Source organism: Halobacteriovorax sp. ZH5_bin.2 (genome assembly GCF_043196375.1).
In the GTDB taxonomy this organism is placed as follows: Bacteria; Bdellovibrionota; Bacteriovoracia; order Bacteriovoracales; family Bacteriovoracaceae; genus Halobacteriovorax_A.
Genome location: NZ_JBEBMJ010000003.1, coordinates 312719 through 329635, shown reverse-complemented (window position 1 = coordinate 329635; position 16917 = coordinate 312719). Strand labels below are relative to the sequence as shown.

Below are 16917 nucleotides of genomic sequence, written 5' to 3'. Positions count from 1 at the left end.
TCCCTAATGGAGGCTTTTTTATTTAAATAACTTTGCTCTGTACTTAGGCTTAATTAAATTTTCAACAGATAAGATTTCATCAAGCTCTTCTTCTGATAGTAGCTTCTTCTCAAGAACTAATTCACGAATTGATTTTCCAGTCTTAACCGCTTCTTTTCCAATGATATCGCCCATGTGATGGCCAATGAATGGATTTAAGTAAGTAATGATACCAACTGAATTTAGAACCATATTTGTCGTATGTTCCTCATTGGCAGTAATTCCTTCGATACACTTTTCTTTTAACGTCGTGGCCGCATGGCTTAGAAGATCAACTGATTCAAACAGAGACTGAGCAATCACTGGCTCCATAACATTAAGTTGAAGTTGTCCTGCTTCAGCTGCCATTGTTATTGTCATATCATTTCCAATAACCTTGAAACAAACTTGATTGACAACTTCAGGAATAACTGGATTTACCTTTGCTGGCATGATTGAAGAACCGGCCTGTAGTTCAGGAAGATTAATTTCATTAAAACCACAACGAGGTCCAGAAGAAAGAAGTCTTAAGTCATTACAAATCTTTGAAAGCTTAACAGCTGTTCTTTTTAGAGAGCCTGAAATCATAACATAAGCTCCACAATCTGAAGTCGCTTCAATAAGGTTTTCAGACTTTACGAAATTTCCATCAGTAAATTCTGAAAGAAAACCAATTGCCAAATCAGAGTAACGATCGTGAGCATTCAGTCCTGTACCAATTGCTGTCGCTCCAAGATTAACTTCAAGAACTAAGTCACGACAACGAGATAGTGAGCGCACCTCTTCTCGAAGGTTAACTGCCCATGAGTGAAACTCATCTCCTAGAGACATTGGAACAGCATCCTGAAGTTGTGTTCTTCCCATCTTTAGAACCTTCTCAAATTCAATTCCTTTCTTTTCAAAGCTATCTGAAAGGCCTTGGATGCGCTCTATTACTTTAGTCATATAAAAGTAAACGGCGACACGGAAACCTGTTGGGTAAGCATCATTAGTTGATTGTGATTTATTAACGTGATCGTTTGGGTTTAGAACTCCATATTCACCACGCTTATGTCCATTCATCTCAAGTGCTACGTTAGCAATAACTTCATTAGTATTCATATTGACAGAAGTACCTGCTCCCCCTTGAAAGACATCAGTTGGAAAATATTTAAGATATTCATCTAAGTTCGCTAGGATCTCATCGCATGCGCTAATAATCATATCGCACTTATCATCTTCCATTGTTCCGATTTCTTTATTGGCCGCAGCTGCAGCCTTCTTTGTTAGAACCATTCCTTTAACAAAGTTAGGATAGTCCCCGATTTTTGCATTTGATATTTGAAAATTATTTAGGGCCCTTTGAGTATGAATCCCATAGAGCATTTCGTTATTTATTTCTAATTGTCCAAGTAAATCTTCTTCGATTCGAGTCTTCATATAAATCTCCTATAGGAGTATTTAAACACAAGAACATAAAAAAGGCCCTCAAAAGAGGGCCTCAAAAGCATAGGAGTATGAGTTAATTATTAACCCTTAATTCTGAAAATCTCTTGCATCATTTTGTCTGCTGTAGAGATCGTCTTAGCATTAGCTTGGAAGTTTCTTTGAGACGTCATTAGGTTAACGAACTCACTTGCGATATCAACGTTTGAAAGCTCAATCGATTTAGAAAGAACTTGCCCACGTCCCGCTTCACCTGGTTTCCCCATTGCTGGTTGACCAGAGTTTTTAGATTCTTTGAAAAGGTTTTTCCCCATTTTGAAAAGACCTTCGTTGTTATCGAATTTTGCAATAGCGATTTGAGCGATATCTCTTGTTTCACCATTGTCATATACTGCTGTAAGGATACCATCATCGTTGAATGATAGAGATCCAAGAGTTGCTGCTGAAGCACCATCTTGAGTGTGTCTAGCAACTGCAGAACCTGAACCATACTGAGTTGAAGCATCTGTCCCATCTCCACCTTCAGAGATTGATTCACCCCAAGAGAATTCAATTCTTTGACCTTGTTGTGCACCTTTATTGAAGTTGAAAGAGTTTGAAGACTCGATCTCTTCTTGAAGTTGACCTTTATCGTTGAAGACAAGTTGACCTTGTGCCATTTCAACCATCTTACCAGCTTCACCACCTTGAGCATCAGCACCATCAGCCATGATTCTATAAGTCCAGTTGTTATCAGCTGTCTTGTTATAGTATGCAGTTACAAGACGAGCTGTACCTACATTATCATATACTGTAATTGAAGAAGAAAAGTTTGATGTTTCTTCTGGATTATTTGGATCGAATTGTTTTACAGAAACTCTTGAGTCTAGGTTCATTGAAAGCTTAACTTTTTCAGTTGCTTGAGCTGGAATCGTCGTATTCCCAAGCTTAATTTCACCTTCTTTATTTGTAAGTGTTCCATCTTCATTTGATTTGAAACCAATTACTTTATATCCATCACTGTTAACAAGTTCACCGTCTTTGTTAAAGTGCATTGAACCATCTCTAGAATATCCATTTCCGAATGGAGCTTTTACTTTGAAGAAACCATCACCTTGAATTGCAAGGTCAGTGATTGATTCAGTTCTTGCAACATCACCTTGAGTCATAATCGGCTTAATGTGAGCTAGCTTTGTACCAGCACCGAACTGATCTCCACCTTCGATCCCTTTTAGAGAGACAGCAAGTACATCTTGGAATTCTGCTCTAGAAGCTTTAAAACCGTTAGTTCCAGCGTTTGAAATGTTATCTGAAACAACATTCATTCCCGCTCCTGAAGCGCTTAAACCAGATACACCAATGTTAAATGATCGTAAAATACTCATTCGTCCCTCCTAGACTAAAACTAAATCTAAATTTTTAGATCTAAAAACGACTAAATGGAATAAGGATTTTAAAAGGTGTGTTTACAACGACAGGCAAACACGAAGCTTCCGTTAGGACCAGCTAATTAAATCTTAAACCAATACAGTCGAATCAATTTTTGTAAAAACGTTACTCTCTATACTTCCCTTATCTATGGCCGTAACCACCTTCTTGGCCGGCACGTCCACGATATAGGCTGCTTTATCTGTAATCACTAAAGAATCTCTTCCCCCCTTACTTTGAAGTTTCTGGAAAGCATCCTTTAGCTTAAAAAATTCATTACTATCAATATCAATATTTCTCTCTTGCAGTCTCTTCGCCGCATGAGTCGAAAGTTGAATTCCGTGTTCTCTTTGAGTTTGCGCTAACTGATCTAAATGATGCGCTTTATTGATCTTCTCATTCGAGATTTGTTCATTCAGAAGGTTTTTAAATTCTGATTGAGCAGCTTCATTACCACCACTAACATTACCAAGACGGTTACGAAGATCAACTTTCTTCGAACCAGGAACCTGGCTTACATTTGGAATATGAAAATTTGAAATATCTTTAGTTCCCATTTATTTCCAATTATTGGTTAGCGGAATTGTTAATATTATTATAGTTTTGAGCCGCTCTCTTTTGCAATGCGGCAATATTTTTATCGTTCATTTCTGAACCACTATTAGAAGCTTGTTTGAAGCTATCAACGTCACGAAGAAAAACTTTTTTTCCATTTTCTAGTGTGAAAATAGTTTCTCCGTTATCAAAATCAACAGCACTAACAACACCTGTCGACTTTGTTTCACCCTTAAACTTATTCATGTCCTTATCAAAGGCCCAAACCTCAAGAGTGTAATCACCTTTTGCAGCTCTGGTATTATCAAGTTGACGTCCATTCCAAGTTAGAGTGTGTTGTCCTCTTCCTAGATTTTCAGCTTCAACCTTACCAATCAGTTGGCGATTTTTATCATAGATATTAACCATAACATTCTTAGCTTCTTTGTCTAAGAAAAATGGAACATCTTTTCTGAAAGATTGACCATCATAAGTAACCGATGAACCTTTCGTTAAAATTTCTTTTCCTAAGAAACTTGCACCAAAAAACTTTAATTCTTGAGGGTCATTCTTTCCCATATTATCAAGCTTTTGATTCATATTTGTCATCTGCTCTAATTGAGAAAATTGAGCTAGATCTGCAGAAAGTTGTTTTTGATCCATTGGCTTCATTGGATCTTGATGAGTTAATTGGTGAGATAGAAGTTTTAGAAAACCTTCTTGTCCCATTTTATTGTGATCTTTAGCATCAACGAACTTTTGATCAGCGATATTATTACCAGCAATACGGTTTAGTTCTTCACCTACCGAACCACCTCTTCCATTCCCCTTCGTCTGGCGTGGGGCCATACCGATTTGTGAAAATGAATTTCTCTGTTGTGGTTTTCCAATTCCTGGCATTATGCACCTATACGTTCGCTATATTCTTGCCATCTTCTTTGACGGCCTTCTCTTGCATCTTGAAAACGATCAAATGCAAAAGAATCTTCACTATCTAATTGTCTCGTATATTCAGACTCATTTCCAGTCATATTTGAAGTGGAGATTTTGTCCACTTGTCTTTCACTATTACGCTTTTCATTTTTAAAGCTCTCAGATTGAGAAGCCGTATCACTCATTTGACCAGATGTTGCCGTATGAATTTTGAAGTCAGCAACTCTAACACCTTTCATATCAAGGTTCTTTAATAATTTAACTTCGTTCTCTTTAAAGAACTCTTTTGCTTCAATCGTTGTAGCTTCGATATTTAGAGCGATCATACCATTAGCATCTTTATTAGCAGTAACATGAAAATGTCCTAACTCATTATGCTTAACAAGAACTTGTAAAGATTTACCATTTTCAATACGGTTCATCTCAATATAGTTAGTAACTTCTTTGATCATTTGATCTGCATTCGATACATTTGAAAGATCGAGAACTTCTGATGCTTTCCCTAGATTGATTTCTGGTCTGAAATCGTTTGTTGCATTAGTATTTCCAAGGGCACCAATTAAATTATTTTGAACTTGTGGAGCTCTTCTTTCACCTTTTGACGCAATATCAGATGAGAAGTCCTCTACTTTTGCTTCACTCTTCATACGAATAATTGAATTATTCTTATGAGATGCTTCCTTAGCAAACTTATTCATATGTAAGCTATTTGAAACCTTTAAGTCACTTGCTGGCCTATTATTTAATACTTGGCGATTGGCCAAGAAATCTGCACTACTTGCTAGATTGTTATTATTTGTACTAGCTGACTTCTTACCTTTTAAGAGATTTGTTGAGGCCATTCTTAAAAGATTATTATCTTTCATCCCCTCAACAGCTCTTTCAGGTGTCACCTGTGCTGAATCAATAATAGCTTGAGTGTTCTTTCCTAAGAGAGCATTAGTCTTAACACCCTCAGCAGCAAGCTTTGGAGCTTGTTTATTCTCAAGAGTTGATTCAAGTTTAGAGTTAGCAAGTGTTGTCTTAGCTTTTTGTAGTTCGACAATATTCTTAGTACCAAGAATATTGTCAATATCACTATGCTTACCTACTGGAGTTTTTTCTCTTGAACTTAGAGTTGATATTAAAGAAGTCGGCGTTGTGTGCTTTGCCATGGCCTTTGCCATCTTTGGACTATGTGATTCTTTAATAAAGGTATTTGTATTTGCCTTTCCCTCTTTAAGAAGCTCTCTAACTTCTTGATGAGAGATTTTTTCGTTAACAGGGTTATTTAGATTATGCTTTTGCGATTTTGACACTAATCCCTTGGCCACATTCGTAGTCTGAAGTGATTTTTGTCTCTTGGACTCCCCACCTAGAAGAAGTTTACTAAACTCTTCCTTTTGTCCTTTTGAAAGCTTCTTATTGGCATGACTAGAAAGTAGGTTATCAACAGAACCAGTCTTCGCACTAGTATGCGACTGCTCCTTCGTCCCCTTTGCTTTTAAGTTATGTCCAATTAAGTTTTTAAGCATTACTCTTTGTTCCTCTTGTTAACGCCTTGCAATATCTTTGCATAAATTTATGAAAAAATTAACCATGGAAAAGTTTACCTCTACTTCTTCATCGTCATATATTGCTTTTGTAAGCGCGCTGAAATCTCTTTATCCATCATATTAAAGATCTTTGAAACCTTCACTGGGTCAAGCTCTCCAAGAATCTTGATCGAAATTGATGGATCCTGTTGAGATAGTAAATTTGCTGCTGTTTGTGGCCTCATATTCGAAACTACATCAACCATGTGAATCACACGTTTTTGTTCATCTGAATCTTTCTTATCAAGACATGAAAGAAAATTCGTTTGATAGGCCTTAAATTCTTTAATTCGCCCTTCAAGCTCTTTTTGATTAACAACAACTTGTTCTTGTTGATTCTTTAGGGCCTTTTCACGTGTTGCCAATTCCTCTTCTTTTTTAAGAAGTTCTTTTGAGAACTCAATCAACTTTGAGCGGCCTACTTTTTTCATCTTTTTTTCAAGGGCCACTTCAAGGGCCTTATCAAACTCTTCTTGCGAGTAGATTTTCTTCTCTTGCGAAAAAGCATTAAGTGAAGATGATAATATTAATACTAAAAGAAATAACCTTTTCATTTTAAGCTTCCCCGGCCAATTTTCGAGCATGCCTCTTTGCCATCATTAATTCATCAATAGCTTCTTGGCGCTTCTTTTCAATGACCCTATTTTGTTCTGTTTCAAATTCATTTTTTAAATTATCAATTACTTTCACTTCACCTTTAGCAACAGAAAGCTCTTTGACCTTCTCTTTATATTGTCTCTCAACGGCATGTAATTGATTTTCTAAGACCTTAATTTCGTCTCTTTTAGATTGAATAAACATTGGAAAGAATTGAGCATTTCTTCCTGACGTATATGTATCAAAGAAGGCTTCTTGTGCTTTATATGTTTCTTCAATATCTTGATGACATTTGGAAATTGCTTCGTTTAAACGGCCTTTTTCTATATTAATCTGCCCAAGTTCAAGCTTCACTTTTTGTTCTTTGAACTCTCTTAACTTTAATAGGCCTTGTAGTTTAAACTTTTCTCTACGCAATTATATTACTCCTCATATGAGTTATATGCTTCTTCCGCATACTTTGCGAGGCCAACCATTGAATCATATAGTTGATCAATCGTTTGATAATGATCCTCACCCTGCATTTGTTTTAATAAATCGTTTAATTGATCGATAATGATCATGGCCTTATCTACTTTAGGGTTTGAACCTTTTGAATAAGCACCAACATTGATTAGATCTTCATTATCACGATATGCAGACATGAGGTCACGCATATGTCCTGCTACAACTCGATGCTCACTAGAGACAACTTTATTCATTACCCTCGATAGTGATTGTAGTACATCAATTGCAGGAAATTGATTTTTTGAAGCAAGGGCACGAGATAGAATAATGTGACCATCACTAATCCCTCTTACAGCATCAGCAATCGGCTCATCCATATCTCCTCCTTCAACAAGAACAGTATAGATACCAGTAATTGAACCAGCATCAGCTTTTGTTCCGGCACGCTCCATTAGTTTTGGAAGTTGTGCAAATACTGTTGGAGTATAACCTTTTTGACCAGGTGGATCTCCAGCACTTAATGAGATTTCACGTGACGCCATTGCAAAACGTGTAATTGAATCCATCATTAGCAGTACGTCTTTATTTTGATCTCTGAAGTATTCTGCAAATGTTGTGGCAACATAAGCGGCCTTCATGCGAATTAATGCTGAAGTATCAGAAGTTGCAACAACAACGATCGACTTTTTTAAACCTTCTTCACCAAGATCGTGCTCTATAAATTCACGAACCTCACGGCCACGTTCTCCAATTAGGGCAATAATATTAACATCAGCTGATGACTTCTGTGCAACCATCCCAAGCGTTACAGACTTACCAACACCAGAGCCCGCCATAATAGCTAAACGTTGTCCCTTTCCAGCTGTCATAAAGGCATTAATAGCATTAACACCAGTATCAAGCATTTCACAGATTGGTGGACGCTCTAGAGGGTTGATTGGTTCACCAAAGATTGACCTAACTTCATTTGATCTTTTTATTGGACCCTTACCATCAATTGGATTTCCTTGGAAGTCAATGACACGGCCAAGATACTGTTCACCAACATTAACTTTTGTAACAAGCTCTTTTAAATATACTTTTGTTTCCGAATTAATTCCGGCTATTTCAGAATATGGCATTGTTAGACATTTTGGTCCATCAATTGAGACAACTTCACCAAGACAACGATCCCCAAATTCTGTAACGAATTCAACGTTAGAGCCGATAACAGCACGGGAAAGGTTTACTTCATAGAGCATCCCTTTTGAGGCACATACCTTCCCTACTTTCTGGTAAGGTGTAGCATATTCATAAGCTTTATGAATTGCTTCTAAATCTAATGTAGAGAAATTATTGTGATTCATCCGAGTCGTCCTCTGAACTTGCTAATCCTACTGCTTCAAATAACTTATCAAGACTATCGAGTTGCGTCTTTAAGCTACCATTGACAATACCGTTTTGAGATTCAACGACAATACCTGGTGCTTCTATATCATAGTCAATTTCAACACGAGTATTAGTGAGTTCTCCAAGTTTACCTTGAACAACTTCTAAGACTTCTGGCATTTGTTCAAAATGCTTCTCATTGACACGAATTAGAAGATTTTCTTTTGTTTGCGCTTCCACAATAAGCTTTTCAAGAAGACGAATAATATACTCACCGTCATCCTTAAGCTCTTTAAGAACAATCCATTTTGCAATTGTTCTAAGTAGTGTATATGTTTGCATTTTTTGAGCAGAAAGAAGTCCTATTTGTGTACTTAAAACTTCTGAAACCATATCGTTTAGAAGAAGAATCTTTTCTTCTGCCGCTCCAGCAAGCTCAACCTTTACTTCTTCTCTTCCCTGCTCACGTCCTAGCTCAAGCCCTTCACGATAAGCATCTTCTTTGATTGCTTCAATTTGACGTGCAACCTCTTCATGGACAGCTTCAGTAAAGTCACTCTCTTCTTGAGCACGTACTCCTCTGTGTTCATGAACGATAGGGTTTAGATCAAAACCAGTATCTTTGGCCATCTCTCTTTCAACACGAATAATCTTCTGCTTCTCTTCAATTTCACGAATCGACATACCTTCGAAGTCTTGAAACTCAAACTCCTCAACATTAGAGTTAAGTGGTTTTTGAGAGAAAGAGTGAAATTCATATTCTTTTACATCACGAGTCATACTACGGCCAATAACCTATTTTTAAATATTAAACAAGGGCATCGCCATCTCCACCACGAGAGATAAACGCCTTACCTTGTTGTTCAAGTTCTTTACACTTATGTACAATTTCTGCTTGAGCTTTTTCAACATCAGAAAGCTTTGTTGGCCCAAGAGCATCAAGGTCTTCCTGTAGAAGAGTTGCTGCACGATTTGACATATTTCTAAATAGCTTCGCTTTAATTTCTTCAGGAGCTGTTTTAAGGGCAATAACAAGCTTCTGTTGATCAACTTCTTTAAGAAGTGACTGGATACCACGATCATCAACATAAACAAGGTCTTCGAAAACGAACATAAGCTTACGGATTTCTTCTGCAAGTTCAGGATCTTTTTCTTCAACACGTCCCATAATATTCTTCTCAGAGTTCTTATCCATAAGGTTAAGCATATCTGCGATTGGTTCAACACCACCAAGTTGGTTTGTATCGATAGTTCCAAGAGTTGAAAGCTCAGTCTTAAGAACATCATCAAGTTGCGCGATAAGCTCCGGAGATACGAAGTCAAGGTTTGCTACCCTTAGTACAACTTCGGCCTGAAGACCTTCAGGAAGACGTCTTAGAACATCAACCTTACGCTCAGCTGATAAGTGCGCAATAATAAGCGCGATTGTTTGAGGGTGCTCGTTAATTAGGAAGTTTGCAAGAGTTCTGGTATCAACTAGCTCCAGTGATTCTAGTGTCTGGTTGGCACCAACATCAATAATTTGACCAAGAAGTTGCTTGGCACGATCTTCCCCAAGAGCATTTACAATAAAGTCTCTAGATGAGTTATCAGAGAAAAGTAGATCATTTTCTTCGTTAAGTTCAGAATAGAATTCTTCAAGAACACGCTTGATCATCCAAATTGGCGCTTTCTTAACATTAGACATCGCATTGATAAGACGTTTTACGTCATTATCGCGCATATGTGCGAATATAAGTTGTGTCGTACTCACACCAAGGGAACTAAGCAGAAGTGCTGCTTTGTCTTGTCCTGATAGTAGCGAGTATTCTACATCTGGGTCTAATGATTGATCGGCCACTTTTCTCTCCTCTTCCTTAAAGGGCTCTATTACTTATTATCATTACGCAATCTGCTTATCAGATTCCGTACTATGAATCATATCATGCACAATCTGTGCCGCTTTTGCAGGGTTTCCTTCAACCAGTGAGATAATCTTCTCACGTAGCATATTCCCTTCAATTTTCTCTGGATTGAGTTTCTCTTCAATCTGTGGAAGAGCATCCTCAAGCCCAGGTAGTTTTTGATTTGCTTGGACTTTTTCAAGCTCTTCAAGAGTTCTTGGTAAGAAGTCTTCTACTGTTTCTACAGCATTGTCTGTTACCCATTGAATGAACGGACGAACAACAACGAAGAAGAATAGAGAAATCGTTAAACCAATTGCAAGATACTTAAAGATATTCTTGATTAGCTCTCTATTTTCACGCTCACGCATAAGAGCATCAATAGCTTCAAGATCTTCTTGTTGGAATTCCATATTCTTAATTGTGATAACATCACCACGACGATTATCAATTCCAAGAGTTGAAGCAACAATCGCTTGAAAATTAGCGATATCAGCTTCTGACCATGGCTCATACTTTGTAACCGTCTTACCATCTACAGTTTGAGTCACATGCTTACCATCTACCATAACTGCTGCTGAAATCTTTCTAACAGATGCAGTCGGAGACTTTGATCGAGTTACTTTCTTTGGAACGTTATAGTTACGAGTTGCTAACTCTTTCTTAACATCATTTCTTGTCTCAGGAACACCTGGTTGTGGTTGTTCCCCAGGAAGGTTTGATCTTGCTCCAGGAATTCCTTGTGGAGAAGGACGTGATCCTTGAAGATTTTGAGTATTTGTTACCTCTGAAAGAACAGCTTTGTTTTCAGAATCATAAGTTGTCTGAGTCGATACGCTTTCAGTAAAGTCCATATCAACTGAAACTTTAGCGATAACTTTTCCGGCACCAACAACTCTCGTTAAGATATCTTCAATTTGTTTTTCATACTTTCTATTTAGCTTTGATTCAAGAGCAAGACGATTGGCCGTATTGGCCGTCATCGCGTCCCCTATATTTTCAGAGAGTTTCTTCCCTCTGTGATCAAGGATAACAACACCCTCGCCTCTCATTCCTTCAACAGATGAAGCAACAAGTGAAGAGATCCCTTTGATTTCTTGTTCGGTTAGAGTTACACCACGATTAAGCTCAAGGACAACAGAAGCCGTTGGTGGTTTCTTTTCAGAAACAAATGGTGAAGACTCAGGGATATTTAAGTGAACACGAGCTCTCTTAACACCTCTTAAGTGCTTAATTGTCTTAATGAGCTCACCTTCAAGTGCTCTTTGCTTATTTACTTTTTGAACAAATGAAGTTGTTCCAAAAGATTGATTATCAAAAACTTCATAACCTACTGTTCCTGAAAAAGAGAATCCTGAAGTCATCATTTTCAGACGTACTGTTTCGATCATATCCTCAGGGATACTAATTGTTTTTCCATCAGCTGAAGTTTTCTTCTCAACATTATTCTGACTTAAGAAGACCTCAACCTTTGTCATATCTTCTTTATTAAGGTCAGAGTATAGAACTTTGTAGTTTGTGTGAGTGGCCCAAAGGACAACACCTAGTAGGAAGACTAGAATAACCCCAGTAACAGCAAAGAGAGAAATCTTCTTTCCTGCATCAAGTTCTCCATAGAACTCTTTGAAGTTTCTAAGCATTTTATCGAAAAAATCTTTCACGTATCCTCCTGACACCTGAAACTCTTAATTCATCCTAAATTAAGAGATCATTAACAACTAGTTATTAACTAGACTTGCATTCTCATTACTTCTTTATAAGCATCAATTACTTTATTACGAACTTGGTTCATAGTCTTAAAAGCAATTTCAGCTCTTTCAACAGCTAGCATAGTTTCGTGGATATTCTTACTCTCACCACTCACCAATTTTTCAATAGCTGTGTTAGCTTCTTTTTGTAAATTATTTACATCCATAATTTGATTAGAAAGCATTTCAGAAAATGACTGACTTCTCTCAGATGGTGTAACTTTTGAAAGTTCATCAAAACCTTCTAGTTTGAATTCTTCTGCGCCACCAGTTGGACTTGTCCACTCGCGCATTTTGTGAGAGTTAAAGACGTCATTCATTGTCGTAATATTATTGATCGCCATGGTTTAACCCCTTTCCTTTATACTTCTTAGTTTCCACTTCCAATTTCAAGCGCTTTCATCGCCATACTCTTAGTTGTATTCATAACGTTAATATTCGCTTCATAACTTCTTGAAGCTGAAATCATGTCTGCCATCTCTTCCATCACATTAATGTTAGGATAGGCAACATACCCTTGCTCATTTGCATCAGGGTGATTTGGTTCATACTTTAGAATTGGTGGTTTATCACTCGAAACCACTTCTGTAGCATGAACAGATTGAGCAACCTCACCCATCTCACCTTCTAAAATATCAGAAAAGCTTTCACGAGCAGGCTCGCTTCCAAAAGCAACTTCTTTCTTACGATATGGACCACCTTCGGCCGTTCTTGTCGTCTGAGCGTTTGCAATATTTGAAGAAATCGCTGCCATGCGCTTCTTATTTGCTGCAACACCTGATGAACTAATTTTTAAACTCGTTAGTAAATCCATTATCTCCCCCTACTCTATTTTTCAGAGTTAATTGTATATTTAAGCATCCCTAGTTTCTTATTTAGTAACTTAACTGATGCATCATACAAAATCTTATTTTCTGCCATCTTGGCCATTTCAGCGTCTCTGTCGACAGTATTCCCATCTTCAGAGACGATGCCATTTGGATCATCATAAATTTCAGGTTGAAGATTTTCAAAACCACCATTGCCAACGTCAAAGTGTTTCTCTTCAGAGGTCAACATTTCAAGATTCCCATCGACGTCTAAAGCTCTTGCAAGCGCTTCTTCAAAGTCAACTCGCTTGGCCTTATAGCCTGGTGTATCTGCATTAGCGATATTTGAAGTTAAGACCTCATGTCGGATCTGTCTTAAATTCAAAGATGCAGCTAGTGCTTTTAATGTCTTATCCTCAACCCTCATGACGAAACCTTATCTTAAGTTAACAAAGTATGAGTTCCCGTCTCCGCGATACTCATTAATTTTGTTTCTTAGTGTTCTAATTGATACACCAAGAATCTTTGCTGCTTGAGTTCTATTTTCAGAAGTATGGATAAGTGCCTTTTTGATAAGTAGCTTCTCAGCTTCTTTAAGAGACATTAGTCTGATTCCTTCTGAATCATCTTCAGAGATAACATTTACTGCTTTCTTCTCACCGATCTCAAGGTGCTCAGCTGAAACTTCATTTCCTTCAAAGTTAGCTAGTGCATTTTCGATAACGGCCTTAAGCTCTTTAACATTGTGAGTCCAGTAGTGAGAAAGAATCTTGTTCATTGCTTCTTCTTGAACAGATACTTCTGCACCACCAAGAGTTGTCTTGATAATATTTTTTGCGATGTACTCTAGGTCACCAACTCTTTCTCTAAGTGGAGTTAAAGTAATTGAGTTAGATGAAATGAAAGTATATAGGCCACGATAAAAACGACCAGCACCAACAAGCTTAGAAAGGTTCTTAGTTGTTGTTGCAACCATTCTTACGTCAATTTCATAATCAGTTAGTTCACCAAGGATTTTGTGAAGCTTCTTTTGGAAAGTATCTTCTAGTCCATCTACGTTTACTAGAACAACAGTACCACCGTTCGCGTTTTCGAATGCACCTTTAATGAAACGTCCTGTTTCTGGGTCTCTATAACCTAAGATCTCATTCTCAACTTGATTTGCATCAGCTGCACAGTCTACAGTTACAAATGGCTTTCCTTGTCTTGTTGAATTTTCATGGATAAAGCCAGCTAATGTCTTCTTACCAACACCTGCTTCACCAACAATAAGAACTGGTGCTTTTGTAACAGCAACGTTGTTTGCAACTTTAAGTGCCTTAACTATTTTAGGGTCCTGCCCAAAAATTTCCGCTGTAAACGTATTCATCTGACCTCCTGTCTGTCGTTTGCCCGATCCGTGGGCTAAATTATAGTGTACGTTTTTTTAAGTTAACTAGTGTTAGCTCTGTCCTGGCCAACTCTTTCAAATAATCCTTTGCTTCGCTATCTGAAAGTATTTCATTTAATAACTTCTCACCTGTTGTGAAATCGTTTTGTCTTAGGCTTTCCTTTCCTAATAAAAACTTCACACGATTTTTATAAAGTGATTTTTCATAATCGTTTAGGAACGCTCTTGCTTCATCTGATGCAAGTTTATTTGCCTTCTTAAATAGGATTTCAATTCTTTGGTAATTAACTCTTTCTCTTAATCCTTCAACAACAGTGTCAGCGATTTGGAATGAGCTAGCATCTTTAAGAAGAGCTGTCGAAACTTTTAAGTACTTATCAAATTTCTTACTCTCATAAATTGACTCAAGGTAAAACTGAATTGAATCGACAAGATCTTTAGCATCAATTGAGTTTGCATTAGCATCACTTGCATAGAATTTTTCGTACTCTTTTTCAGCTTTTGCAAACTCTCCTCTCTTATAGTGAGCAAGAGCTTTATAAAATGTGATCTTTTCAAATCCTGGGTAATCTTTTTTTGTACTCGCGATAATGCGGTCTACTGAAGTGTAATTTTTTAGTTTTAGATTTCTTAGAATTTGTAGCTCGTTCTTATACAAGTCCAATTTCTTAACTTCCTTGCGAGAAACCCATAAAGGGAAAGTATGAGCAGTTTCCTTTTTGCTCGCTATCATTTTCTCATACATTTTCTGAAATCCGTCCCACAGTGTAAGATTTATATACGATTTTGCGATAATAAATTGAATTTCTGGATCAGCACCGATCTTTGCAAAATAAGTATCTTTATAAATTTCCCAAGCGCGAATAGCACGGGCAAACTTACCTTCTTCAAAGTTTGTTTTGATGATCCCGTAAACAATTTCGGCTCCATCAGCTTCAAAAACCTTTTTTTCACTTATTTTCATGGCCGCAATTGGTAGTGCAGTCAAAAATGTTAAGGCCTCTTCATATTGTCCATCAACAATGAACGTTCTTAAACGAGTTTGCCACAGAAGCATTTCAAGATCTTTGTTTAACTTCTTATCAGTTCCCTTATCAAGGAAAACTCTTGTTTCAAGATCTTTTGTATCTGGTTTAATCTTTCTAATAGTACGAACTCCAACATAACGAATACGTGCTTCTAGACTCACTTCTTGATTTTGAGCTCTGTTAATTGCATTTTTATAAAGCTCTAATACTTCACTCTTTGGACGATCCTCAAGATCGGCAATGAGGGCCATACGTAATCTTGCCTGAGCAGATTCACTCATATATGAGTACTTAGAAATAAAAGTATCATAAATTTTAAATGCTTTCTCATATTGTGATGTTCTAAAGTATGCTTCTGCAGCATTGTAATAGATCGATGGAAGATACTCACCTTTAGTAGTTTTAGCGAATATCTCATAAGCACTGATCACTTTTTCTTCATCATTTTGTCTTAAATAAGTATACATTTCATAAGCCTTAAGCTTTTGCTTAGAAATGATCTTAACTAAAGTCTTATCTTTAATAAGATTTTCTACCTTCTCAACTTGATTTAAATTTGCAAGAGATGAAAGGATGTACTCACCCATATACTCAAGTTCTTCGTAATCAAAGTTCTCCTTCGCATCACTGAAAAATCTCTTGGCATATTTAAGGGCCTTAACAAAGTCCTTCTTTTCACGATAAAATTGAACTAAGTATTTGTAGATACCTTTTCTTAGATCGTAAATATCAGTTCTTTCAAGAATATTTGTATACATTGAAACGGCCGTATCAACTGGCTTAATATCACCCTTTTCAAGAGTTTCTCTTAAAAGAGCATTGGCCTTCATGTAGTCATTATAAGGATTGTAAGACTGTGAAAATTTCTTCTCATAAAGCTTAATTGACTTATACATAAGTCCCCACTTACCTTTTCTATAAAGATTAAGAGTAAGTTGCATATGAGCTTCTTTTTCATTCTTATTGTAATCAAAGTTTTTAATTGGAAAGAAGTATTCTGCTGTTTTTCTATTCGTTAGAATTTGTGTCTTTAGCTCTGGTGCAAGAGCTTGATAATCCCAGATAAAAGAGGCTCCATATCTAAAATCACGATATGGATTCGCTTTCTTAGTAGGAGCCTTTTTAACAACATTTTTTCTAACTATCTTTGGAGCTGGCTTAACAGCTTTAGACTTTTTTACAAATTTTGGTGTTGATTGTTGTGCTGATGCTTCATTCTTTTTTACTAGAGTTGAAATATCTTTGATTGCTGCTTGTTTAGTAGTAACAGCACCATCTTTCCAGAAATCGACAAAGTATGCACGGTCACGATTCTTATAGAATGAGAAAACTTCTACATTCTTTTTTAGCATTAAAGAGATTGTGAAAACATTATTACCAGATGTTGGCTCAGTATAAGAGATTCTCTTAATATACTTTGAAGAAGAGAAGTTCTTCAGCCCATCTTTCACCTTAGTATAAATATCTCCATCTAACGTCGAGAATGATACCTCTGAGTTTGATTTTGTTACATTAACGAGTTTCTTATCAATAAAGAATTTAACACGCAGGAAGTCGTTATGAGCTTCTGGTGTAACAATTGATGCTGATGCAATATTTAGGAAGGCAGTACTAAAAATAAGTACGATAAAAGATAATAAATTTTTTGAATTAAAATCTATCTTCATTTGGTAGAAACTTCCTGTTTCAAATTTAATAACGTCAATTATTTGGCAATTTCTTCGTCCTAAAGCATGCCGTGAATCTATTTTACAAT

At 36.8% G+C, this 16917-nt stretch carries 16 protein-coding genes; all 16 read right to left on the bottom strand.

Going from position 1 to position 16917, the window contains the following annotated elements:
- Positions 1-18: 18 nt before the first annotated feature.
- The 16 genes from aspA to ABMA76_RS09950 all read right to left on the bottom strand — a co-directional run bounded on the left by aspA (position 19) and on the right by ABMA76_RS09950 (position 16828).
- Positions 19-1437 (bottom strand): aspartate ammonia-lyase, encoded by a 1419-nt coding sequence (aspA, locus tag ABMA76_RS10025; RefSeq protein ID WP_393061498.1) that lies wholly within the window; start codon positions 1435-1437, stop codon positions 19-21.
- Between the two features lie 89 nt (positions 1438-1526).
- Positions 1527-2807 (bottom strand): flagellar hook protein FlgE, encoded by a 1281-nt coding sequence (locus ABMA76_RS10020; RefSeq protein WP_392910182.1) that lies wholly within the window; start codon positions 2805-2807, stop codon positions 1527-1529.
- Between the two features lie 132 nt (positions 2808-2939).
- The gene (locus tag ABMA76_RS10015; protein ID WP_392910180.1) at positions 2940-3407 is read right to left on the bottom strand and encodes a TIGR02530 family flagellar biosynthesis protein; all 468 of its coding nucleotides are present in this window, start codon (positions 3405-3407) and stop codon (positions 2940-2942) included.
- A 10-nt stretch (positions 3408-3417) separates the two neighbouring features.
- Positions 3418-4284 (bottom strand): flagellar hook assembly protein FlgD, encoded by an 867-nt coding sequence (locus tag ABMA76_RS10010; RefSeq protein WP_392910177.1) that lies wholly within the window; start codon positions 4282-4284, stop codon positions 3418-3420.
- Positions 4284-5831 carry a hypothetical protein gene (locus tag ABMA76_RS10005; protein ID WP_393061496.1) on the bottom strand — a complete coding sequence of 516 codons (1548 nt, stop codon included), beginning with the start codon at positions 5829-5831 and terminating at the stop codon, positions 4284-4286. Before ABMA76_RS10005 ends, ABMA76_RS10010 begins: the two co-directional genes overlap by 1 nt.
- An 80-nt stretch (positions 5832-5911) precedes the next feature.
- A complete protein-coding gene (locus tag ABMA76_RS10000) occupies positions 5912-6445 on the bottom strand; it encodes a hypothetical protein (protein ID WP_392910173.1) in 534 nt (177 codons plus the stop codon).
- 1 nt (position 6446) lies between these two features.
- A complete protein-coding gene (locus tag ABMA76_RS09995) occupies positions 6447-6905 on the bottom strand; it encodes a flagellar FliJ family protein (RefSeq protein ID WP_392910171.1) in 459 nt (152 codons plus the stop codon).
- Between the two features lie 5 nt (positions 6906-6910).
- Positions 6911-8281 (bottom strand): FliI/YscN family ATPase, encoded by a 1371-nt coding sequence (locus tag ABMA76_RS09990; protein ID WP_392910169.1) that lies wholly within the window; start codon positions 8279-8281, stop codon positions 6911-6913.
- The gene (locus ABMA76_RS09985; RefSeq protein ID WP_392910167.1) at positions 8268-9083 is read right to left on the bottom strand and encodes a FliH/SctL family protein; all 816 of its coding nucleotides are present in this window, start codon (positions 9081-9083) and stop codon (positions 8268-8270) included. Before ABMA76_RS09985 ends, ABMA76_RS09990 begins: the two co-directional genes overlap by 14 nt.
- A gap of 28 nt (positions 9084-9111) precedes the next feature.
- Entirely contained in the window at positions 9112-10143 is a 1032-nt protein-coding gene (gene fliG, locus ABMA76_RS09980; RefSeq protein ID WP_392910165.1) for a flagellar motor switch protein FliG, read from the bottom strand.
- A gap of 42 nt (positions 10144-10185) precedes the next feature.
- On the bottom strand, positions 10186-11847 hold the full coding sequence (gene fliF / locus ABMA76_RS09975) for a flagellar basal-body MS-ring/collar protein FliF (protein ID WP_392857416.1): 1662 nt from the start codon (positions 11845-11847) through the stop codon (positions 10186-10188).
- Positions 11848-11915: 68 nt separating this feature from the next.
- On the bottom strand, positions 11916-12278 hold the full coding sequence (fliE, locus tag ABMA76_RS09970; RefSeq protein WP_021265866.1) for a flagellar hook-basal body complex protein FliE: 363 nt from the start codon (positions 12276-12278) through the stop codon (positions 11916-11918).
- A 26-nt stretch (positions 12279-12304) separates the two neighbouring features.
- A complete protein-coding gene (flgC, locus tag ABMA76_RS09965; RefSeq protein WP_021265925.1) occupies positions 12305-12748 on the bottom strand; it encodes a flagellar basal body rod protein FlgC in 444 nt (147 codons plus the stop codon).
- A gap of 14 nt (positions 12749-12762) precedes the next feature.
- Entirely contained in the window at positions 12763-13170 is a 408-nt protein-coding gene (gene flgB / locus ABMA76_RS09960) for a flagellar basal body rod protein FlgB (protein WP_021266076.1), read from the bottom strand.
- A 9-nt stretch (positions 13171-13179) separates the two neighbouring features.
- Complete coding sequence (locus ABMA76_RS09955; protein ID WP_392857420.1) at positions 13180-14112, bottom strand: sigma-54-dependent transcriptional regulator; 933 nt, start codon at positions 14110-14112, stop codon at positions 13180-13182.
- Between the two features lie 40 nt (positions 14113-14152).
- Positions 14153-16828, bottom strand: coding sequence for a tol-pal system YbgF family protein (locus ABMA76_RS09950; RefSeq protein WP_393061494.1), 2676 nt, complete (start codon positions 16826-16828; stop codon positions 14153-14155).
- Positions 16829-16917: the final 89 nt, after the last annotated feature.

Coding starts and splice junctions, on each gene's coding strand:
- aspA (WP_393061498.1), bottom strand. CDS start 1,437: ATGAAGACTCGAATCGAAGAAGATTTACTTGGACAATTAGAAATAAAT.
- ABMA76_RS10020 (WP_392910182.1), bottom strand. CDS start 2,807: ATGAGTATTTTACGATCATTTAACATTGGTGTATCTGGTTTAAGCGCT.
- ABMA76_RS10015 (WP_392910180.1), bottom strand. CDS start 3,407: ATGGGAACTAAAGATATTTCAAATTTTCATATTCCAAATGTAAGCCAG.
- ABMA76_RS10010 (WP_392910177.1), bottom strand. CDS start 4,284: ATGCCAGGAATTGGAAAACCACAACAGAGAAATTCATTTTCACAAATC.
- ABMA76_RS10005 (WP_393061496.1), bottom strand. CDS start 5,831: ATGCTTAAAAACTTAATTGGACATAACTTAAAAGCAAAGGGGACGAAG.
- ABMA76_RS10000 (WP_392910173.1), bottom strand. CDS start 6,445: ATGAAAAGGTTATTTCTTTTAGTATTAATATTATCATCTTCACTTAAT.
- ABMA76_RS09990 (WP_392910169.1), bottom strand. CDS start 8,281: ATGAATCACAATAATTTCTCTACATTAGATTTAGAAGCAATTCATAAA.
- ABMA76_RS09985 (WP_392910167.1), bottom strand. CDS start 9,083: ATGACTCGTGATGTAAAAGAATATGAATTTCACTCTTTCTCTCAAAAA.
- fliE (WP_021265866.1), bottom strand. CDS start 12,278: ATGGCGATCAATAATATTACGACAATGAATGACGTCTTTAACTCTCAC.
- flgC (WP_021265925.1), bottom strand. CDS start 12,748: ATGGATTTACTAACGAGTTTAAAAATTAGTTCATCAGGTGTTGCAGCA.
- flgB (WP_021266076.1), bottom strand. CDS start 13,170: ATGAGGGTTGAGGATAAGACATTAAAAGCACTAGCTGCATCTTTGAAT.
- ABMA76_RS09955 (WP_392857420.1), bottom strand. CDS start 14,112: ATGAATACGTTTACAGCGGAAATTTTTGGGCAGGACCCTAAAATAGTT.
- ABMA76_RS09950 (WP_393061494.1), bottom strand. CDS start 16,828: ATGAAGATAGATTTTAATTCAAAAAATTTATTATCTTTTATCGTACTT.